Source organism: Phyllobacterium zundukense, from assembly GCF_025452195.1.
GTDB classification, from domain to species: Bacteria; Pseudomonadota; Alphaproteobacteria; order Rhizobiales; family Rhizobiaceae; genus Phyllobacterium; species Phyllobacterium zundukense_A.
On record NZ_CP104973.1, the window covers coordinates 1,474,005 to 1,495,689 of the forward strand.

17 protein-coding genes are annotated in these 21,685 nt (G+C 55.1%); 14 read left to right on the forward strand and 3 right to left on the reverse strand.

Annotated elements, in window-relative coordinates; genetic code table 11:
- Window positions 1–98: 98 nt before the first annotated feature.
- Together N8E88_RS19570 and N8E88_RS19575 are read left to right on the forward strand one after the other, a co-directional pair.
- Window positions 99–1,388, forward strand: a complete 1,290-nt coding sequence (locus tag N8E88_RS19570; RefSeq protein WP_262295128.1) for an efflux RND transporter periplasmic adaptor subunit — start codon at window positions 99–101, stop codon at window positions 1,386–1,388.
- A 2-nt stretch (window positions 1,389–1,390) separates the two neighbouring features.
- A complete protein-coding gene (locus N8E88_RS19575) occupies window positions 1,391–3,334 on the forward strand; it encodes a MacB family efflux pump subunit (RefSeq protein ID WP_262295129.1) in 1,944 nt (647 codons plus the stop codon).
- Window positions 3,335–3,338: 4 nt separating this feature from the next.
- Here N8E88_RS19575 and N8E88_RS31880 read toward each other — a convergent pair whose 3' ends face one another.
- Together N8E88_RS31880 and N8E88_RS19580 are read right to left on the reverse strand one after the other, a co-directional pair.
- Window positions 3,339–3,782, reverse strand: coding sequence for a DUF3011 domain-containing protein (locus N8E88_RS31880; protein ID WP_410010666.1), 444 nt, complete (start codon window positions 3,780–3,782; stop codon window positions 3,339–3,341).
- 27 nt (window positions 3,783–3,809) lie between these two features.
- Window positions 3,810–4,691, reverse strand: coding sequence for a LysR family transcriptional regulator (locus N8E88_RS19580; RefSeq protein WP_262295130.1), 882 nt, complete (start codon window positions 4,689–4,691; stop codon window positions 3,810–3,812).
- A gap of 129 nt (window positions 4,692–4,820) precedes the next feature.
- On the opposite strand from N8E88_RS19580, the gene N8E88_RS19585 reads away from it, so the two are divergent.
- On the forward strand, window positions 4,821–6,317 hold the full coding sequence (locus N8E88_RS19585) for a CoA-acylating methylmalonate-semialdehyde dehydrogenase (protein ID WP_262295131.1): 1,497 nt from the start codon (window positions 4,821–4,823) through the stop codon (window positions 6,315–6,317).
- Between the two features lie 37 nt (window positions 6,318–6,354).
- On the opposite strand, the gene N8E88_RS19590 is transcribed toward N8E88_RS19585, so the two are convergent.
- Entirely contained in the window at window positions 6,355–7,008 is a 654-nt protein-coding gene (locus tag N8E88_RS19590; RefSeq protein ID WP_262295132.1) for a GntR family transcriptional regulator, read from the reverse strand.
- Between the two features lie 73 nt (window positions 7,009–7,081).
- Here N8E88_RS19590 and N8E88_RS19595 point away from each other — a divergent pair, with 73 nt between their 5' ends.
- The 11 genes from N8E88_RS19595 to pyc all read left to right on the forward strand — a co-directional run bounded on the left by N8E88_RS19595 (window position 7,082) and on the right by pyc (window position 21,560).
- Complete coding sequence (locus tag N8E88_RS19595; protein ID WP_262295133.1) at window positions 7,082–7,975, forward strand: dihydrodipicolinate synthase family protein; 894 nt, start codon at window positions 7,082–7,084, stop codon at window positions 7,973–7,975.
- 16 nt (window positions 7,976–7,991) lie between these two features.
- Window positions 7,992–9,245: an NAD(P)/FAD-dependent oxidoreductase gene (locus N8E88_RS19600; RefSeq protein ID WP_262295134.1), complete on the forward strand. Its 1,254-nt coding sequence runs from the start codon at window positions 7,992–7,994 to the stop codon at window positions 9,243–9,245.
- Between the two features lie 8 nt (window positions 9,246–9,253).
- A complete protein-coding gene (locus N8E88_RS19605) occupies window positions 9,254–10,255 on the forward strand; it encodes a 4-hydroxyproline epimerase (protein WP_262295135.1) in 1,002 nt (333 codons plus the stop codon).
- A gap of 266 nt (window positions 10,256–10,521) precedes the next feature.
- Window positions 10,522–11,430, forward strand: a complete 909-nt coding sequence (locus N8E88_RS19610; RefSeq protein WP_262295136.1) for a branched-chain amino acid ABC transporter permease — start codon at window positions 10,522–10,524, stop codon at window positions 11,428–11,430.
- A gap of 49 nt (window positions 11,431–11,479) precedes the next feature.
- The gene (gene livM, locus N8E88_RS19615) at window positions 11,480–12,829 is read left to right on the forward strand and encodes a high-affinity branched-chain amino acid ABC transporter permease LivM (RefSeq protein WP_410010689.1); all 1,350 of its coding nucleotides are present in this window, start codon (window positions 11,480–11,482) and stop codon (window positions 12,827–12,829) included.
- The gene (locus N8E88_RS19620; RefSeq protein ID WP_262295138.1) at window positions 12,829–14,226 is read left to right on the forward strand and encodes an ATP-binding cassette domain-containing protein; all 1,398 of its coding nucleotides are present in this window, start codon (window positions 12,829–12,831) and stop codon (window positions 14,224–14,226) included. Before livM ends, N8E88_RS19620 begins: the two co-directional genes overlap by 1 nt.
- On the forward strand, window positions 14,226–14,957 hold the full coding sequence (locus N8E88_RS19625; protein WP_209999136.1) for an ABC transporter ATP-binding protein: 732 nt from the start codon (window positions 14,226–14,228) through the stop codon (window positions 14,955–14,957). Before N8E88_RS19620 ends, N8E88_RS19625 begins: the two co-directional genes overlap by 1 nt.
- A 30-nt stretch (window positions 14,958–14,987) precedes the next feature.
- Window positions 14,988–15,341, forward strand: coding sequence for a DUF6867 family protein (locus N8E88_RS19630; protein ID WP_262295139.1), 354 nt, complete (start codon window positions 14,988–14,990; stop codon window positions 15,339–15,341).
- A gap of 128 nt (window positions 15,342–15,469) precedes the next feature.
- The gene (locus tag N8E88_RS19635) at window positions 15,470–16,585 is read left to right on the forward strand and encodes a branched-chain amino acid ABC transporter substrate-binding protein (protein WP_114431767.1); all 1,116 of its coding nucleotides are present in this window, start codon (window positions 15,470–15,472) and stop codon (window positions 16,583–16,585) included.
- Window positions 16,586–16,814: 229 nt separating this feature from the next.
- Window positions 16,815–17,930 carry a branched-chain amino acid ABC transporter substrate-binding protein gene (locus N8E88_RS19640; protein WP_262295140.1) on the forward strand — a complete coding sequence of 372 codons (1,116 nt, stop codon included), beginning with the start codon at window positions 16,815–16,817 and terminating at the stop codon, window positions 17,928–17,930.
- A 171-nt stretch (window positions 17,931–18,101) separates the two neighbouring features.
- A complete protein-coding gene (gene pyc / locus N8E88_RS19645) occupies window positions 18,102–21,560 on the forward strand; it encodes a pyruvate carboxylase (RefSeq protein ID WP_262295141.1) in 3,459 nt (1,152 codons plus the stop codon).
- Window positions 21,561–21,685 lie beyond the last annotated feature (125 nt).

Genomic DNA, 21,685 nt, shown 5'->3' on the forward strand with positions numbered 1-21,685 from the left:
ATGATCTCAATACTTTTCAGGCGAACCGCTCATCTCCATTTCTTGCTAAGATGGATCGGGAAAAGTGTCGTTCGTCGGCGCAACAAGGTGGACGGTTGATGAGCAAAATAGCCAAGCAAGGCAAGGCATCTCCTGCCGAGTCGAACGTGACCTTCATTCCGGCCACTCTAAAGCCGGATCGAAAAAAGAAGCCGTCCCGCCTGTGGATATGGCTGCCTGTTGTCCTCGCCATTGCGGGGACAGGTTACTACGCGTGGGCAAACTACAGCGCATCAACGGCGAGTACTGGCGTTATCACGCAAGCGGTCGTACGGGGTGACATCGAGAATGCAGTCACCGCCGTCGGCACGCTCGATTCAATCAAGTCGGTCGATGCCGGCGCTCAGGTGTCCGGACAGCTCAAGGTGCTGCACGTCGAGATTGGCGATACGGTCACCCAAAATCAGCTTATTGGCGAGATCGATCCTGCCACCATACAAAACAGGATTGAAATCGATCAGGCGGAGCTAGCCAATCTGCAGGCGCAGCTGATTTCGAAGAACGCGCAGCTGGTGCTGAAGCAGGCCAATATCGAGCGCCAGCGCAATCTGGTGGCGACCCGCAGCGTTTCACAATCTACGCTGGATCAAGCTATCGCCGACCTCGCGGCGGCCGAGGCGGATGTGAATGCCCTGGCAGCACAGATACGCAAACAGCAGGCGACATTGGCAGGCGATCAGGTCGATCTCGGTTACACGAAGATATATGCGCCCATGGCTGGCACGATCGCTGCTGTCCCGGTTAAAGAGGGCCAGACTCTGAATGCTAGCCAAACTGCGCCGACGATCGCAACGATTGCGGATTTGTCGACGATGACGGTGAAGGCTCAAGTCTCGGAGGCTGATGTCAGCAAGCTCAAGATCGGCATGGACGCCTACTTCACTTTGCTGGGCCAGCCAGGCAAGCGTTACAAGGGAAAATTGCGGCAGATCCAGCCGACCCCGGATATCCAGAACAATGTCGTGCTCTACTATGCTTTGTTTGATGTTCCGAACCCTGATGGCGATCTTATGATTTCAATGAGTGCGCAGGTATTTTTTGTGCAGTCGGCCGCAAACAACGTGCTTGTGGTGCCAAGTTCGGCAGTTAGTCCTTCCGAAGGATCGCGTCGTGCGGGAAACAGTGACGAGCGCAAGGCTGAGATTACGGTCGTGACGAGCTCAGGCACCCAGGAAACTCGCGAGGTAGAGGTAGGTGTCCGCAACCGCGTCATTGCCGAGATCAAGAGCGGGCTGAGGGAAGGGGAACTTGTGGTCGTCGGCCAGGGAGGCGAAAGCAACGGCGCAAGCACGAGCCGTAATTCCGGCAATCGCTCGCAGCGCGGCATGCGTATGCCGCCGATGTTCTGACGATGACCGCCCTCATCTCGCTGAGAGACATCAGCAAAACATATCACAATGGCGACCTTGCCGTTGAGGTTCTTCATGGTATATCGCTTGATATCGAGGCGGGCGAGTTTGTCGCAATCATTGGCCAATCCGGTTCGGGCAAGTCGACGCTGATGAATATTCTCGGCTGTCTCGACCAGCCTACGAGCGGTGATTATCTGCTCGATGGCGAACACGTTTCTGGCTTTGAACCTGATGAACTTGCCGGATTGCGCAGGCGCACGTTTGGCTTTGTCTTCCAAAGTTATAATCTTATCCCGACCGCCAGTGCGCAGGAGAACGTCGAAGTCCCAGCGGTCTATGCAGGCGCGTCAGCTCGCGACAGGCATGACCGGGCAGAGGCACTGCTTAGCTCACTGAAGCTTGGCGACCGGCTCGATCACCGTCCGAACCAGCTTTCCGGCGGTCAGCAGCAACGTGTCTCTATCGCCCGGGCTTTGATGAATGGCGGTCGGGTCATCCTTGCGGACGAACCGACCGGCGCGCTCGACAGCCAGAGCGGCGACGAAGTCATGGCGCTGCTTCGTAGCATGAACGAGAGTGGTCACACGATCATCGTCATTACCCATTCACGCGAAGTTGCAGAACAGGCCGACCGACTTATCGAATTGCGCGACGGCCGTATTATCTCGGACCGGACCAAAAAGGGTCGCAGCAATCCCGAGGCCGCAACAGGACTCAAGCAAAGGGCTTTTGAGGGTGTTGCCGCAATCGCCGATATTTCCGAAGCTATCAAAATGGCCTTCCGTGCATTGCGGGCCAACCTGTTCCGCACGATTCTCACATTGCTCGGGATCGTCATCGGCGTCGGTTCTGTTGTGGCCATGCTCGCTATCGGCACGGGTGCGCAGAACTCTGTACTCGACCGGATTTCCTCGATGGGATCTGATCTTTTGGTGATCCGCCCGAACATGACTAATTTCCGCGGTGGTACGGGTGGTAGCGTCGTAACCCTGATTCCGGCCGATGCGGATGCCATCCTCGAACAGCCAAATGTTGCTTTCGCTGTTCCGGAAATGACGAGCACGGTGACGGTACGTTATGGGAATGTCGATTATCAGACGACGGCCAATGGTACGGTTCCGCAGTTTACGCAGGCGAAATCCTGGACTGTGGGTAAGGGCGAGTTCATCAATCAGGATGACATGACCAATTACGCCCCGGTAGCAGTGCTTGGTCAAACCGTGGTCAAGACGCTCTTTGCCGATGGCACGGACCCGATTGGCAAGTATGTGCTCGTCAACAAAATTCCATTCCAGATCATCGGCGTGATGAGCGAAATGGGCGCAGGCATGGGCGGCAACGATCAGGACGATACGGTTCTGGTTCCCCTGACGACTGGAAGCATGCGGCTTTTCGGCCAGCGCAACGTGCGGACGATTACGGTGCAGGTAAAGGACGGCTCGGCGATCGACGCCACGCAGGAGACGATCCAGTCGCTTTTGGACAAGCGTCACCAGAGACAGGACACCCTCATTACCAATATGGCGTCCATTCGCGAAGCCGTCACCGAGACATCAAATACGCTGAAGCTGTTTCTTGGCGCTGTTGCGGCAATTTCGCTCCTCGTCGGCGGAATCGGGGTCATGAACATCATGTTAGTAAGTGTCACAGAGCGCACTCGCGAGATCGGCGTTCGCATGGCAACGGGTGCGCGGCGTCGCGATATTCTGCTGCAGTTCATAATAGAGGCACTTGTGGTTTCCGCGATCGGTGGGGCGATTGGCGTCGCGGCAGGCATCGGAACTGGGGTGCTGGCAAAGCTTCTCGGTGCGCCGATCAGCTTCACGATCGGGCCGGTGGCGCTAGCTTTTGCCTGTTCATTCTTGACGGGGCTCGTCTTCGGGTACCTGCCGGCCAGGAACGCCTCGCGGCTTCAGCCGGCAGTAGCACTCAGCTCAGAGTAAACGCCTAAAAGTCGAGTTCAAGTTCGACGCCATTGTCACGCCGGCGGCGAGGGTACCGGTCGTCGTATCGGTCATCTTCCCGGTACCTGTCTCGGCCGCGTCTGGAATCAGTGAAGACCGCAGCGCAACCCTTATCTACCCAGATAGCGCCGCGATTGTAGCCCCAGCTGTCGCCAGCTATACAAGGTCTCTTGGAAATCTGCTTTGCAATGCGCGGACGGCGCATGTCGGCATCGCATTCCCTGTATCTGAACTTACGCGATTCGCATCTGACGGAATCTTGCGCCTGTGCAGGCGACACAGGCAAGAATTGCGCGCCGCCAAAGACTACAGCAAACGCCAGGATATATCGGTACATTTTTCCCTCTCCGATACCGTTTCGACTCACCATTATGGTGTACGATTTTAAAGTCGAGTTGGCGACTTTTGTTCCGCGGTGGTTAATCATTATTTGATCGATGAAACTGTTCCTTGTTCAGGAGAAGCTCGCGTTTTCATGGTTCACCATATCGGAAATGAAATTGGAGACCGCAGCGATGCGGCGAAGCGTACGGACGGATTCGTGGTAGGCCAACCAATAAGATCGGTGAATGGTGCGTTCCGGCAGGACCGGCACGAGATCGTCGTGCTCGCGGGCAATGAACATGTGAAGTATTCCGATGCCTGCGCCAGCCCGCACCGCCTCGACCTGTCCAAGCGCGCTTGAAATTTCAAAGGCTGCTTTCCAGTCACGCGTGATTTCAGACGCGTAGTTCAGTGACGGACTGATGACGAGGTCATCGACGTATCCCACAAGGCGATGCGCCGAGAGTTCCTCCACCGTCTGCGGCGCCTTGCGCTCGGCCAGGTAGGAACGGCTGGCGTAGAGGCCGAGGCGGTAATCGACCAGCTTGCGCGCTACGAGGCGTCCCTGATCGGGGCGATCGACCGTGATTGCGATGTCGGCTTCGCGCCGGGAAAGCGAGAACGATCGGGGAACCGGCACCAACTGTATTTTCAGATCTGGATAGCGGGCTGTGAGCAACGCCAATCTCGGTGCCAGGAAGGTAACGCCAAACCCATCCGGCGCTCCAATCCGAACTGACCCGGAGATGGCGACGTCAGCATCGCCGAGTGAAGAGCGGACGGATAGCATTTCCGCTTCCATACGTTCTGCAGACAACAGAAACTCCTCGCCTGCGTGCGTGAGTTCACATCCATTGGTCCGCCGGGTGAGAAGCTTTGTATTAAGATCGTTCTCCAGTGCTGTCAGCCGGCGCGCAACTGTCGCGTGGTTAAGCCCTAGACGTTTTGCCGCCCCGAGAATCTGTCCGGACCGTGCAACAGCCAAGAAAATACGTACGTCGTCCCAATTCATAAAAGCCCCCCGCCTAGAGTCCTACTTCAATTTTTGCACAACGGATACGCTTTTGCTTGGCTTGCAATAAAGTTTTTGAAGCGCGATGATGGCTACAACAGAAATCAACTATTTGCAGGGAGGTTCGTTATGCGTGAGGTAGGACATTTTATCGGTGGCAAGCATGTCGCCGGAACCAGTGGTCGCACGACCGAGATTTTCCAACCAATGGATGGAACTGTTCAGGGCCGCGTTGCACTTGCGACACCGGCGGAAGTCCGCGCCGCCGTTGAGAATGCGAAAGCTGCGCAGCCCGCCTGGGCTGCAACCAACCCGCAGCGCCGGGTGCGTGTCATGCGCAAGTTCCTCGAATTGGTGGAAGCCGAATATGACTCTTTGGCCGAACTTCTGGCGCGCGAGCATGGCAAGACAATCCCTGATGCCAAGGGTGATATCCAGCGCGGTCTGGAAGTGGTCGAGGTGTGCCTCGGTGCGGCGCATATGCTAAAGGGCGAGTTTTCCGACAGCGCCGGAACCGGTATCGACGTCTATTCAATGCGACAGCCTCTCGGGGTAGTTGCCGGCATCACCCCGTTCAATTTTCCTGCAATGATCCCGCTATGGAAAGCTGGCCCCGCAATCGTGTCTGGTAACGCCTTTATTCTGAAGCCTTCGGAACGCGATCCGGGCGTACCTATGCGTCTTGCAGAGCTTTTCATCGAGGCGGGACTTCCCGCGGGCATCTTCAACGTCGTGAATGGCGACAAGGAAGCGGTCGATGCGATCCTTGACGACCCGGATATCAAGGCTGTGGGCTTTGTCGGCTCAACCCCGATTGCTCAGTACATTTACACTCGCGCGACGGCGAATGGCAAGCGCGCCCAGTGCTTTGGCGGCGCCAAGAATCACATGATCATTATGCCGGATGCCGATATGGACCAGACCGTCGATGCACTGATTGGTGCTGGATATGGTTCTGCCGGCGAGCGGTGTATGGCCATTTCCGTGGCGGTACCAGTTGGCAAGGACACGGCTGATCGCCTTGTCGAGCGGCTGATCCCGCGTGTGGAAAGCCTCAAGGTTGGCCCATCGACTGACACATCGGCCGATTATGGTCCGGTTGTCACCAAACAGGCGCTGGAGCGCATCCAGGGGTATGTGAATCTCGGCGTGGAAGAAGGTGCCAAACTCGTGGTCGATGGTCGTGGTTTCACGATGCAAGGCTATGAGAACGGTTTCTACATGGGCGGCTGCCTGTTCGATCACGTGACGCCAAACATGCGGATCTATAAAGAAGAAATCTTCGGGCCGGTTTTGGGTATCGTTCGAGCCGACACTTACGAGGACGCGATCCGTCTGCCAAACGAACATGAATACGGCAATGGCGTTGCAATTTTCACGCGTGATGGCGACGCGGCTCGCGACTTCGCCTCTCGGGTTCAGGTGGGAATGGTCGGTATCAATGTGCCGATCCCGGTTCCGATTGCCTATTATACCTTCGGCGGCTGGAAAGGCTCTGGTTTCGGCGATCTCAACCAGCACGGACCGGATGCGTTCCGCTTCTACACCAAGACCAAGACGGTCACGTCTCGCTGGCCTTCCGGCGTCAAGGACGGTGCCGAGTTCGTTATTCCTACGATGAAATGAAACAAGAATGCCGCCGGTCTCCGGCGGCATTTTTTGTCTAAGGTGCCAGGGTACGTAAATGGTCAATAAGTTTGGTGGCCTCTTCAGACGCTCGATCGGGTGCGCCGGCAATGATTGCTTCTATCAATGCCTTGTGAGCGCCTCCTGATTGCTGGAGGCTTCCGGGTCTCTGCAAACGGAACCAAAAACGCCGGCTATGGGTTTGAAGCGGTGATGCAAGCCGGGCAGCAAAAGGGTTTTCAGCTGCTTGGCCAAGCACAGTATCGAAAATTTTGTCTGCTATAAGGAATCGACCGACATCGTCAGATGCAAGAGCGGTGCTCATGGCGTCGGCGGCCTCCTTCAATCGCTTGTGGTGGAGAGCTGCACCATAGCGGGCGGCATCACGGGCGAGGACGCGTTCGACCCCCTCTCGGGTGTCCAATATTTTACCAAAATCCTGCAAATTGAGCGGGGCGATGGCGATGCCGGAACGGGGCCGGATTTCCATGAGGCCTTCCCAAGCAAGCTTTTGTACTGCCTCACGCACCGGAGTGCGACCCATCCCTGTGATATCCGTCAGCGCCCTTTCGTTGACGATCGAGCCGGGCTCCAATTTCAGTGTTACGATCATCTCTTCCAACTGGCGATAGGCGAGTTCCGCCAGGCTCTCGCCCGTTTGTGCAACCGTGTGGATGGTCGTTTGATACATAAGTCGTTCTCTCGGATTGACAGCCATAAAGGTTATAGATATATTTGTGATATATCAAGAAGGAGCAAGCGTCATGTGGTCAGGTGTATTTCCGGCAGTTACCAGCAAATTCACGGAGAATGATAGTCTCGATCATGGTGAAATGGAACGCTGCTTTGCACTACTGATGGATGCAGGCTGCGACGGATTGATTGTGGCAGGGTCTCTCGGCGAAGGGCCGATGCTGAGCCATGATGAGAAACTTGAGGTTTTGAAGACTGCGCAGAGCGTTGCCAAGGGCAAGCCCGTGCTCCTGACCATCAATGAAGCGGCAACGCGTGATGGTGCCGCGCTGGCAAAACGTGCTGCCAAAGCTGGTGCAGACGGCCTGATGCTCGTTCCAAGCCCGATCTACCACACAGACCCCGAAGAAACAGTGACGACGCTGAAAGCCGTGGCGGCGGCGGGCGGCTTGCCTGTGATGATCTATTCCAATCGCATCGCTTACCGCGTCGACGTAACGAGTGAAATCCTGACGGAACTTGCGTCGGATCAGCATTTCGTCGCGATCAAGGAATCCTCTGATGACGTTCGCCGCACGACAGATATCATCAACATGTTCGGTACCCGGTATGACCTCTTTACCGGTGTAGACAATCTCGCGTTTGAAGCGCTGACCGCAGGCGCGATCGGTTGGGTTGCTGGCCTGGTCACCGCTTTTCCGAAGGAAACTGTTGCTATATACAAACTGGTCATGGCTGAACGCTATGCGGAAGCGCTGGAAATTTATCGCTGGTTCCGCCCGCTTCTCGACCTCGATGTTTCCACATACCTCGTCCAGAACATTAAATTGGCGGAAGTGCATGAAATCGGCACCAATGATCGAGTCCGCCTGCCGCGTCAGCCGCTTCGCGGCGAACGCCGCGCTGCTGTCGAGAAGACCGTCATGGACGCGATCGCATCCCGCCCGAAACTCCCTGCGCTCTGAGCCAGTCGGCCGATTGATGGGCCAACGTTCGGACACAAAGGAAATTGTTATCATAGGTGCCGGCATTGTCGGCATCGTCGTTGCTGCCTATCTCGCCGAAATGGGACACAAGGTGCTTGTCATCGACAGGCAGGGTATCTGTGAAGGGACAAGCTCCGGCAACGCCGGGGCATTGGCATTTTCCGATATTCTTCCCATGGCTTCGAAGGGCATTCTTGCCAAGGTGCCGGGTTGGCTTATCGACCCCCTCGGACCATTCTCAATTCGCCCATCATATCTGCCGAAGCTCGCACCGTGGCTCTACCGGTTCTGGCGCGCCAGCCGTGCTAATGCACTGGAGCGGACCGTTCAGGCGCAGGGCGCACTCATGCGGCTTGCCAAGCCGGAAATGCTCGGTCTGATGGAGCGGGCGGGTATTAGCGGCATGGTACGTGAGGATGGCTCACTTGAACTCTATGAAAGCGAAGAAGAACTGAACGCAGCCTTGCCGGGCTGGAATGCCCGAAAGAGAGCCGGCATTGCCTTTGAGCATCTGCGCGGCGGGGAGCTTGCCACAAGCCAACCTGGTCTCGCATCGCGCTTTGTCGCGGGCACCTTTGTGCCTGGATGGAAGACGGTTAGTGATCCCCAACATGTGGGTAAGGGTTTGTGGGCTTACGCAGCTCGTTTTGGCGCTGAATTTCTGCAAGCCGAGGTCAGGGCTGTTACGGCAAGCGAAAAAGGTGCGACGATCCAGCTGGCAGACGGCATAAGTATTGAAGCTGCAAAAGTGATTGTTGCCGCCGGCGCATGGTCGCACCAGCTGGCAAAGGGTTTGGGTGATGCAATTCCTCTGGAGACCGAGCGCGGCTACAATACAACTTTGCCCGTGGGGGCGTTCGATCTCAAGCGCCAGCTAATTTTTTCGGGCCACGGCTTTGTGGTAACGCCACTCCAAACCGGTATCCGCATCGGCGGCGCAGTCGAATTTGGTGGACTGGATCTGCCACCTAACTATAAACGATCCGACGCGATGTTGACGAAGGCGAAAATATTTATGCCCGACCTCGATACTTCGGGCGGCAGGCGGTGGATGGGATATCGGCCGTCCGCGCCGGATTCATTACCGGTTATCGGCTATGCAAGAACCAGCAAGAATGTTCTCTATGCTTTTGGCCATGGTCATCTTGGACTGACACAGTCGGCAGCGACAGGACGCTTGATCATGGATCTTATTGTTGGAGCGAAGCCTTCAATTCCGATCGGACCATTCAGCCCGCAACGTTTCTAAGGAGTATCATGGCGCGCCATTCCTTTTTCTGTGTCGATGGTCATACTTGCGGCAATCCAGTGCGTTTGGTGGCCGGTGGCGGCCCCAATCTTTCCGGTTCGACGATGATGGAAAAGCGGGCACATTTCCTGGCGGAATTCGACTGGATCCGTACAGGACTGATGTTCGAGCCGCGGGGGCATGACATGATGTCCGGCTCAATCCTTTATCCACCCACCCGTGACGATTGCGATGTGGCGGTGCTTTTCATCGAAACGTCTGGCTGCCTGCCCATGTGCGGCCATGGTACGATCGGTACCGTGACGATGGCGATCGAACACGGCCTGATAACACCGAAGACACCAGGTATCCTCAAGCTCGATACACCCGCCGGGCTTGTGGTCGCGGAGTACGAACTAGACGGCCAGTACGTCTCCAGTGTGCGGATTACGAATGTTCCCGCATTTCTCTATGCCGAGAAGCTGGAAGTCGAATGTCCGGATCTAGGAACGTTGTTCGTCGATATTGCCTATGGCGGGAACTTCTATGCGATCGTCGATCCCCAGGAGAATTTCACGGATATTGCCGACTATCGAGCGCTCGATCTTATGGGCTGGAGTCCGACACTCCGAGAGCGCCTCAACGAGCGCTATTCGTTTCAGCATCCGGAAAAGCACGATATCAATACCCTCAGCCATATCCTTTGGACCGGCGCAGCGACGCAACCAGAAGCACACGCACGCAACGCGGTTTTCTATGGGGATAAGGCTATCGATCGTTCGCCATGTGGAACCGGGACGTCCGCCCGTATGGCGCAATTAGCGGCCAAGGGGAAGCTGAAACCAGGCGATGATTTCGTGCACGAATCAATAATCGGCTCGCTGTTTCATGGCAGGGTCGAAGAGGCCATCAGCGTGGCAGGAAAGCCGGCAATCATTCCGTCGATTGCAGGGTGGGCGCGCATGACCGGATATAACACCATCTTCATAGACGACCGCGATCCCTTTGCTCACGGCTTTGTGGTCAAATAGGCCCTTTTGGATCACTGGAGAATTAAGGCACGACTAGTCAATTCGTCTAACAGGGGCATAAAGGCCGGAATTTCTGTTGCATTGGATGTTAAATTTGGTGAAAATTTCCAGCGAATATATGTCAGCAAATGTAACGTTGTTGTGTCAGCCAAAAAAGCAGTTGCTTTCTCTAACGCAGACGCTAGGTGTAAAGACATTGGGGTAATGGGAACCGGATAAAAAAACCGGATAAAAAACTTCCCAATAAAATGAGGGGTATCGTTGCGATGGAGTACTTCATCCAGCAATCGATCAATGGATTGACGCTTGGTTCGATCTATGGACTGATCGCCATCGGCTATACGATGGTTTACGGAATTATCGGTATGATCAACTTCGCCCATGGCGACGTTTTCATGCTCGGCGCCTTTATGGCGATGATTGTTTTCCTTGCCTTGACTACTTTCATTGGTGGTGTGCCGGTCGTACTGGCACTGCTCCTGATGATGATCGTGGCCATGCTGCTGACGGGGTTGTGGAGCTGGACGATCGAGCGCCTGGCCTACCGTCCCTTGCGCGGCTCGTTCCGTCTCGCACCGTTGATTACAGCGATCGGCATGTCGATCGCGTTGTCGAATTTCGTGCAGGTCACACAGGGTCCACGCAACAAGCCGATCCCGCCGCTCGTCAATGGTGGCATTACCATTTACGGCACGAACATCACCATCGCCTACAAACAGATGGTCATTATCATCGTGACAGTGATCCTGCTTGCCGCGTTCTGGTATCTTGTCAACAAAACTACGCTCGGAAGGGCGCAGCGCTCCTGTGAACAAGACCGCAAGATGGCGGCTCTGCTCGGGATCGACGTGGACAAGACCATTTCCATGACGTTCGTTATGGGTGCCATGCTCGCGGCAGTCGCCGGCACGCTTTATCTCATGTTCTACGGCGTCATTTCCTTCACCGATGGTTTTACCCCAGGCGTCAAAGCTTTCACTGCCGCGGTGCTGGGTGGTATCGGCTCTCTCCCTGGCGCGGTGGTCGGCGGTCTGCTGATCGGTCTGATCGAGGCTCTTTGGTCCGCCTATTTCTCCATCGACTACAAGGACGTTGCCGCATTCTCGATCTTGGCAATCGTTCTGATCTTCCTGCCTTCCGGTATTCTTGGTCGGCCCGAAGTCGAAAAGGTTTAAGCGTATGGCTGTCCAAAAAATAGAACCGGATTCCGTCTTCGCAAAAGCTGTGAAGGAAGGGCTCCTCGCCAGTGCCCTCGCTTTCGGATTGTTCTTTCTGATCGTCGGTTTCCGCACCGATCAGAATATCCGGAATGAGCTTGTTCTCAACCAGCGTTGGGGACTGCTGGCAATCTTCGTGCTTGTCGCAGGTATAGGGCGGTTCTTGCTGACCGCTTACATAACACCCTGGAATGAAGCACGCAGCAAGAACAAGCGTGCTGCAGTCGAGAAAGAACAATCGACCTTTCGTAAGAGTTTTCCGAAGATCGGTTTGGGTCTCCTTCTCGTTTATCCGTTCCTCGTGATTTTGATCCTCTGGGCCTATAACGGTTCGATAATGGGCGGGCTGCAAGGTTCGCTGAAATATGTCGATAATTTCGGCATTCAGATTCTGATCTATGTGATGCTCGCCTGGGGTCTGAATATTGTGGTCGGTCTCGCCGGATTGCTCGATCTCGGTTATGTCGCCTTCTACGCTGTTGGTGCCTATTCCTACGCATTGCTCTCAACCCATTTCGGCTTATCGTTCTGGCTGTTGCTGCCCATGGCGGGCATTTTCGCCGCCCTCTGGGGCATTATGCTAGGCTTCCCGGTTTTGCGCCTACGTGGCGACTATCTGGCGATTGTTACCCTCGCTTTCGGTGAAATCATTCGTTTGGTGTTGATCAACTGGACCGTCGTTACCAAGGGCACGTTCGGTATTTCGGGTATCGCCAAAGCAACCTTGTTTGGCATTCCTTTCACCCCTGGACCAACCGGTTTCGCAGCGCTGCTTGGTCTTCCCAATTCCGGCGTCTACTACAAGATTTTTCTCTACTATCTTATTCTGCTCCTTGCGCTCCTGACTGCGTGGGTCACGATTCGTCTGCGCCGTATGCCGATCGGTCGCGCGTGGGAGGCTTTGCGTGAGGATGAGATCGCCTGCCGCTCGCTCGGCATCAATACGACGACGACCAAACTGACAGCGTTCGCCACCGGCGCAATGTTTGGCGGATTTGCTGGTTCCTTCTTCGCGGCACGGCAGGGATTTGTCAGCCCGGAATCCTTCGTGTTCCTCGAGTCCGCTATCATTCTTGCAATCGTGGTTCTAGGGGGTATGGGATCACTGGTCGGCATCGCTATCGCTGCGGCAGTGATGATCGGCGGCACTGAACTCTTGCGCGAGTTGGAATTCCTAAAGCGCATCTTTGGACCGGATTTCACTCCCGAACTGTATCGTATGCTCTTGTTCGGTCTTGCGATGATCGTGGTCATGGTCTGGAAGCCGCGCGGTTTTGTCGGCAATCGAGAACCGAGTGCCTTCCTGCATAAACGCAAGATGGTGTCCAGCGAGTTTACCAAAGAAGGCCACGGCTGATGGTTTCGGAAGTGCAAAACAATCCCACTGCAATCTTGCGCGTTGAACGGCTCTCGATGAAATTTGGTGGCCTCATCGCGATCAACGACCTGAACTTCGAAGCCAGGCGCGGCGCGATTACTGCCCTTATCGGCCCCAACGGTGCAGGCAAGACCACGGTCTTCAATTGCATAACCGGCTTTTACAAGCCGACCGAAGGTATGCTGACGATGACCCGTCAGAATGGTGAGGAGTATCTTTTGGAACGGATGGCCGATTTCGTCATCACCAAGAAGGCCAAGGTCGCGCGTACGTTCCAGAATATTCGACTGTTCTCGGGGTTGACCGTTCTGGAAAACCTGCTCGTCGCTCAGCACAACCCACTGATGTTGTCGTCTGGTTTTACCATTCTCGGCTTGCTGGGCTTTCCTACTTACAAGAAGGCGGCTTCGGATGCGATCGAGAAGGCCCGTTTCTGGCTGGAGAAGATCAATCTGGTGGAGCGCGCCGACGATCCAGCTGGTGATCTGCCCTATGGCGCGCAGCGGCGCCTTGAGATCGCTCGTGCAATGTGTACGGATCCTGAATTGCTCTGCCTTGATGAACCTGCTGCAGGACTCAATGCTCGGGAGTCCGCTGAACTCAACAAGCTCCTGCTCGATATTCGCGATGAGACCGGGACTTCGATCCTCCTCATCGAACATGACATGTCCGTAGTGATGGAAATCTCCGATCACGTTGTTGTTCTCGAATACGGCACGAAGATCTCGGATGGCACACCTGAGACCGTGAAAAACGATCCAAAGGTCATCGCTGCTTATCTTGGCGTCGAGGACGAAGAAGTGGTCGAACTGATCGAACAGGTGGAAGCTGCTGGTCTTGATGATATTACCGCGGCGGTAGACCTGCTTTCGACCGAGGCGCTACACGAGATTGAGGAAGCTCATCCGGAGATGGCTCCGGCCGCACTTATTCCTTCCGCTCCTGCCAAGGTCAGGCGGGCCAGAGCTACGGCTGCAAATAAGCCCGTTGTAAAGTCCGCCACAGACAAAAGTGCCGCCAAGCCGGCAGCAGCGAGTACCGTGAAATCGAAGCCGGCCAACCCGGCCGCAAAGTCGCCGGTGGCGATCAAACCCGGTGCAACGGCGAACGCACTTGCAGAGCCGCGTGGCGGCAAGGCAGACAAACTTATCGTTATCAAGGGCATCGGACCGGTCAACGAGCGCAAACTCAACGAACACGGAATATTCCACTTCGACCAGATCGCTGCCTGGAAGAAAGCCGACATCATTGCCGCTGAGGCCTATCTTGCTTTTGATGGGCGGATCGCGCGTGAAGACTGGATTGGACAAGCCAAGAAACTGGCAAAGCAGAGCCAGGTAACCCCGGCGCCCAAAAAGACCGGAGGGGCTAAATAATGTCAGAAAAGCAAGCCCTTCTCAGCGTTGAAGGCGTTGAAACCTATTACGGCAATATTCGTGCCTTGAGTGGTGTGACAGTCCATGCGGATCCGGGTGAGATTGTCGCTTTGATCGGTGCCAATGGCGCCGGAAAATCCACCCTGATGATGACGATCTTTGGGATGCCTCGCGCGCGTACCGGACGTGTCGTGTTTGACGGCAAGGACATCACGCAATTGCCGACGCATGAGATCGCGCGGCTGCGGATTGCACAATCACCTGAAGGCCGCCGCATTTTTCCCCGCATGACCGTGCAGGAAAATCTGCAAATGGGTGCGAGCCTCGACAAGCTTGAGTTCTTCGATGAAGATTCGCGCATGGTGTTCGATCTTTTCCCGCGATTGAAGGAACGCATCAATCAGCGCGGCGGCACCCTTTCTGGGGGCGAGCAGCAAATGTTGGCAATCGGGCGGGCGCTTATGGCACGTCCGCGTCTGCTACTGCTGGACGAGCCTTCATTGGGTCTCGCGCCACTGATCATCAAGCACATTTTCGAAGCAATCAAAGAGTTGAACAAGACCACCGGATTGACGGTCTTCCTTGTTGAGCAGAACGCGTTCGGCGCTCTGAAGCTTGCCGATCGCGGCTATGTAATGGTGAACGGAATTGTGACGATGAGCGGATCGAGCGCGGAACTTCTTGCGAATCCGGAAGTGCGCGCTGCCTATCTTGAAGGCGGTCGGCACTAACTGGAGAAAGGCCTCAAGGGGAATATTGCCATGCAGGGCATCTTATACGAAGAACCTTCAATCTGGCTGTTCATACTGGTTACCTGCCTCATGGGCGGCTGGGCCGCGTGGATGGCAGGACGAGCGTGCGCCAAAACATGGCGCCCCTTGGTGTTCGTCATATTCTATATGCTGCTGTTAGGCATCGCCGTCCGGTTCATCCACTTTGCTCTTTTTGGTGGAACGATGTTCACGCTTCACTACTACATCGTGGATACGATTGTGCTGACCATCATCGGAATTCTCGGCTATCGCTATACCCGCACCAACCAGATGGTGCGGCAGTATCATTGGCTCTATGAAAAAAGTTCTCCATTCGCCTGGAAAGAAAGAATGAGAGCTTAACCTATCTCGCTGATGCGAAATGAATCAGCGTGACAACCGCCGGGAAATCGGCAAATGTAATCTTCAAGCGACGAAAAACAAGCCGTCGCGAGGGGTTTGGTAAGTACCTAGAAAATGGGAGTTTTCAAATGAAGAAGTCACTATTATCGGGCGTTGCACTTGCTGCAATGCTCGCCTTGAGCGGCAACGCCTATGCCGATCTTTTGATCGGTGTCGGTGGACCGTTGACCGGACCGAATGCCGCTTTTGGTGCACAATTGCAGAAGGGTGCAGAAGCAGCTATCGCTGAGATCAACGCAGCTGGCGGTATTAATGGTGAGCAGGTCAAACTGTCACTTGGCGATGACGTTTCGGATCCAAAACAGGGCATTTCCGTTGCCAACAAGTTTGTTGCTGACGGTGTGAAGTTCGTTATCGGCCACTTCAATTCCGGCGTTTCGATCCCGGCATCTGAAGTCTATGCTGAAAACGGCATTCTGGAAATCACGCCTGCTGCGACCAACCCGGTCTTCACAGAGCGCAAATTGTGGAACACTTTCCGCACTTGCGGACGGGACGATCAGCAGGGTGTCGTAGCTGGTACGTACATTGCAGAGAAGTTCAAGGACGCCAAGATCGCGGTTGTCCATGACAAGACACCATATGGCCAGGGCCTCGCGGACGAAACCAAGAAGACGCTGAATGCCAAGGGCATGAAGGAAGCAATGTACGAAGGCGTTAACGTCGGCGATAAAGACTTCTCCGCTCTGATCGCCAAGGCCAAGCAAGCCGGTGTTACGGTTCTCTATTGGGGTGGTCTGCATACGGAAGCTGGCCTGATTATCCGTCAGCTTGCTGATCAGGGTCTGAAAGTCACGTTCATCTCCGGAGATGGCATCGTTTCGAATGAACTTGCTTCGATCGCTGGCGATGCGGTTGCGGGTACGTTGAACACGTTCGGCCCGGATCCGAGCAAGAACCCAGCCAACAAGGAACTCGTTGAAAAGTTCCGCGCACAGGGCTTCGAGCCGGAAGCCTATACGCTCTACGCCTATGCAGCAGCACAGGTCATCGCAGACGCAGCGAAAGCCGCGGGATCGAACGATCCTGAGACCGTTGCAAAAACGATGAAGGAAAAGGGTCCCTTCAAGACCGTTCTTGGCGATATCGCTTTTGATGAAAAGGGCGATCCCAAGCTTCCAGGCTACGTCATGTACGAATGGAAGAAGGGCGAAGACGGCAAGTACAGCTATTTCCAGCAATAAGCCTTCCGTTTGAGACAATCAGTGAATGCCCGGCCCGATGCTGGGCATTCACATTGATAACCAGCGCGTTTGTCGTGTTTCGGCGGCGCTTATTAGCCCGCGTAAAATACCAGCAATTTTTACAGCAAGCCTTTCGTTTATCCGCCCAAACCTATGCCGGTGATCAAGCTCCGGATGTGGTAATATAGCCCCACCAATTTTTCGACGTCATTTTAGAATGGAGTTTTGCATGACGAAGCTACTTTTCCCCTGTATGGTTGCAGCAACAATGCTCATATTCACCGGTTCCGCTGGCGCCGACATACTCGTCGGCATTGGGGCTCCACTCACTGGACCGAATGCGGCCATGGGTGCGCAGATCAAGCGAGGGGTAGAGGCTGCTACCGCTGCCATCAACGATGCCGGCGGTATCAATGGTGAGAAGATCGATCTAGCCTTCGGCGATGATGTTTCCGATCCGAAGCAAGGTATTTCCGTTGCAAACAAATTCGTGGCCGATGGCGCGAAGATCGTTATTGGTCACTATAATTCGGGCGTATCGATACCAGCATCGGAAGTTTATGCGGAGAATGGCATCCTGCAGGTAACCCCGGCGTCGACCAATCCGAAATATACCGAGCGGGGTCTCTGGAACACGTTCCGAACCTGTGGCCGCGATGACCAGCAAGGGAAAGTCGCCGGGGCATATATCGCCGATCATTTCAAGGACGCGAAGATCGCCATCGTCAATGACAAGACGCCCTACGGCCAGGGTCTCGCCGATGAAACCAAGAAAGCACTGAACGCCCAAGGCATCACCGAAGTGCTCAACGAGGGGGTCCATACCGGTGACAAGGATTTCTCGGCGCTGATCAGCAAAGTGAAGGAAGCCGGTGTTACCGTATTCTATTGGGGCGGTGTACACACGGAAGCGGGCCTGATCATGCGTCAATTGGCGGATCAGGGCCTTAAAGTACAATTCATCTCAGGTGCGGCGATCGTCTCAAATGAGCTGGCTTCGATAGCAGGCGATGCCGTCATTGGTACGCTCAATACATTTGGTCCGGATCCACGCAATAACCCGGCGAACAAGGAACTGATCGAGAAGTTCAGGGCGGACGGTTTTGAGCCGGAAGCATTCACGTTGTATGCCTATGGCGCGCTTCAGGCCATCGCCGCCGCGGCAAACGTCGCAGAAACAAACGATCCGGAGTTGATATCCAAATCATTGAAAGAAAAGGGGCCGTTCAAGACGGTGCTAGGTGATCTGGCGTTTGATGAGAAGGGCGATCCAAAATTCCCGGGCTACGTCATGTATGAATGGAAAAAGGGCCCCGACGGCAAGATCGGTTATTTCCAGCAGTAAGCTGATTAACTGATAGGTTACATAAAATGCCCGGCGCAGCGCCGGGCATTTTGCTATTGGACATTTGAGGTTCTTATGTTCAATATGTATTGTTTGCACTGCAGCAATCCTGAGAAATGTTGATGCAGACCAATCCATTTTAAAGCGGTTTCGCTGTCTGGAGTTTTCGCCTTGCCTATCAAGAAAATACTTGTCGCCAATCGATCAGAGATTGCCATTCGCGTTTTCCGTGCGGCCAACGAACTTGGCATGAAAACCGTGGCGATCTGGGCGGAAGAAGACAAGCTTGCGTTGCACCGCTTCAAGGCGGACGAGTCGTATCAGGTGGGTCGTGGTCCGCATCTGGCCAAGGACATGGGGCCCATCGAAAGTTATCTCTCAATCGAGGAGATCATCCGGGTCGCGAAGCTCTCGGGCGCCGATGCTATCCATCCAGGCTACGGTCTTCTGTCAGAAAGCCCCGAATTTGCCGAAGCGTGTGGCGAGGCTGGTATTATCTTCATCGGTCCAAAGCCGGAGACCATGCGACGCCTTGGTAACAAGGTTGCCGCGCGCAATCTGGCAATTGACATAGGCGTTCCAGTGGTGCCGGCCACCGAGCCCTTGCCGGACGACATGGAAGCCGTGAAAGCGATGGCCGTGGAGATCGGCTATCCGGTGATGCTGAAGGCGTCATGGGGTGGCGGCGGACGCGGCATGCGTGCAATTTTTTCGCCGGACGACCTTGCCCGCGAAGTCACCGAGGGTAAGCGCGAAGCCAAGGCCGCTTTTGGCAAGGATGAGGTTTATCTTGAAAAGCTCGTGCAACGCGCCCGTCACGTTGAAGTACAGATTCTTGGCGACACGCACCGCAATGCGGTGCACCTTTTTGAGCGCGATTGCTCGATTCAGCGACGGAACCAGAAGGTAGTCGAACGCGCTCCAGCGCCTTACCTCACGGACAGCCAACGCAAGGAAATATGCGACTACGGCCTGAAGATTGCTAAGGAAACCAGCTATATCGGCGCGGGCACCATCGAGTTCCTGATGGATGCCGATACCAATGAGTTCTACTTCATCGAAGTGAACCCACGAATCCAGGTCGAGCACACTGTCACCGAAGAGGTGACTGGTATCGACATCGTCAAGGCGCAGATTCGCATTCTTGAAGGTGCGGCCATTGGCACGCCGGAATCGGGCGTACCCGCGCAAAAAGATATCAAGCTCAACGGCCACGCCTTGCAGTGCCGCATCACCACGGAGGATCCGGAACAGAATTTCATTCCGGATTATGGTCGCATCACTGCCTATCGGGGCGCTACGGGTTTCGGTATCAGACTTGATGGTGGTACGGCTTATTCCGGCGCCGTGATAACACGCTTTTACGATCCGCTGTTGGAAAAGATTACAGCCTGGTCGCCAACAGCCGAAGAAACGATCCACAGGATGCATCGTGCGCTGCGCGAGTTCCGTATCCGCGGTGTCGCCACAAACCTGACCTTCCTTGAAGCGATCATCACACACCCGAAGTTTCTCGATAATTCCTATACGACCAAGTTCATCGATACGACGCCCGAACTCTTTGAACAGGTGAAGCGCCAAGACCGTGCAACCAAACTTTTGACCTATCTTGCCGACGTGACCGTCAATGGTCATCCGGAGACCAAGGGCAGGGCTATGCCCTCCAAAGATGCGGCACTGCCGCGCGTTCCTTTCGTCGAAACGCCCATCCCCGATGGGACCAAGCAACTGCTTGATCAACTCGGACCGCAAAAGTTTGCCGAGTGGATGCGCAACGAAAAGCGCGTGCTGTTTACGGACACTACGATGCGTGACGGGCACCAATCACTCTTGGCTACGCGAATGCGGACCTATGATATTGCTCGCGTTGCCGGCACTTATGCACGCGCCCTGCCACAACTTTTCTCGCTGGAATGCTGGGGTGGTGCTACTTTTGATGTGGCCATGCGATTCCTGACGGAAGACCCGTGGGAGCGCCTCGCTGAAATCCGCGAGGGGGCGCCAAATATCCTTCTGCAAATGCTGCTGCGTGGCGCAAACGGCGTTGGTTACAAAAGCTATCCGGACAATGTCGTCAAATATTTCGTACGCCAGGCGGCAAAGGGTGGTGTGGATGTTTTCCGCGTGTTCGACAGTTTGAACTGGGTTGAGAACATGCGCGTCACCATGGATGCGGTGGTCGAAGAGAACAAGCTGTGCGAAGCAGCCATCTGCTATACGGGCGACATCCTCAACTCGGCGCGGCCAAAATACGATCTGAAATATTACGTCGACCTGGCACAGCAGGTGGAGAAGGCTGGGGCACATATCATTGCCCTCAAGGACATGGCGGGTCTTCTGAAGCCAAATGCTGCGAAGGTTTTGTTCAAGGCATTGCGCGAAGCAACCGACCTGCCGCTGCATTTCCACACACACGACACGTCGGGCATTGCCGCAGCAACGGTTCTTGCAGCGGTGGATGCTGGTGTTGACGTGGTTGACGCTGCAATGGATGCGCTCTCCGGCAATACCTCGCAGCCATGCCTCGGTTCAATCGTTGAGGCGTTGAAAGGTACGGAGCGCGATCCCGGCCTTGATCCCGAATGGATTCGCCGGATTTCTTTCTACTGGGAGGCTGTACGAACCCAATACGCGGCTTTCGAGAGCGATCTGAAGGGGCCGGCCTCCGAGGTCTACCTTCACGAAATGCCCGGGGGGCAGTTTACCAATCTCAAGGAACAAGCACGCTCCCTCGGACTTGAGACGCGTTGGCACGAAGTTGCGCAGACCTATGCGGACGTGAACCAGATGTTCGGTGATATCGTCAAGGTCACTCCGTCCTCCAAGGTTGTCGGGGATATGGCGCTAATGATGGTAAGCCAGGATCTGTCCGTCGCCGATGTGAAAAACCCCGATAAGGATATCGCATTTCCGGATTCGGTGGTGTCGATGATGCGGGGTGATCTCGGACAACCGCCGAAAGGTTGGCCGAAAGACATCCAGACGAAGATTCTGAAAGGCGAAAAGCCATTCACCGAGCGGCCGGGTGCACTTCTGGGGCCCGCAAATCTTGATGCCGAGCGCAAAGAAATCGAGACCAAACTGGAACGGAAGATCAGCGATCAGGAATTCGCTTCGTATCTCATGTACCCCAAAGTGTTCACGGATTTTGCCATAACGCACAATACATATGGACCGACGAGTGTACTGCCGACGCATGTCTACTTTTACGGACTGGCGCAGGAGGAGGAAGTGTTTCTCGATATCGAACGCGGCAAGACACTCGTCGTGCGCAACCAAGCAGTGGGCGAACCCGATGATAAAGGAATGTGTACCGTCTTTTTCGAGATGAATGGTCAGCCGCGCCGTGTGAAGGTGCCGGATCGCGCACGGGCTGGCAGTGGCGCTGGCGTGAGGCGCAAGGCGGAGCTTGGAAATGACAAGCAGGTGGGAGCGCCCATGCCGGGCATTATCTCAACTGTAGGCATTGCGAGTGGACAGAAAGTCAACGCGGGAGATGTCTTGTTGTCTATCGAGGCTATGAAGATGGAGACTGCCTTGCGAGCCGAACGAGATGGCACAATTGTGGAAGTGCATGTGCGTGCCGGCGATCAGATAGACGCAAAGGATCTTCTCGTCGTTTACGAATAGGTTTGTGGACTATATCCGCAAGCATGAAAAGGCCCATATCGGCCTTTTTTGATGCCGAATCGGGTTCAAAATTCTTATTCATGCAAATATACGCATCCTATCTTGCCGATATAGGCAAATGCCGT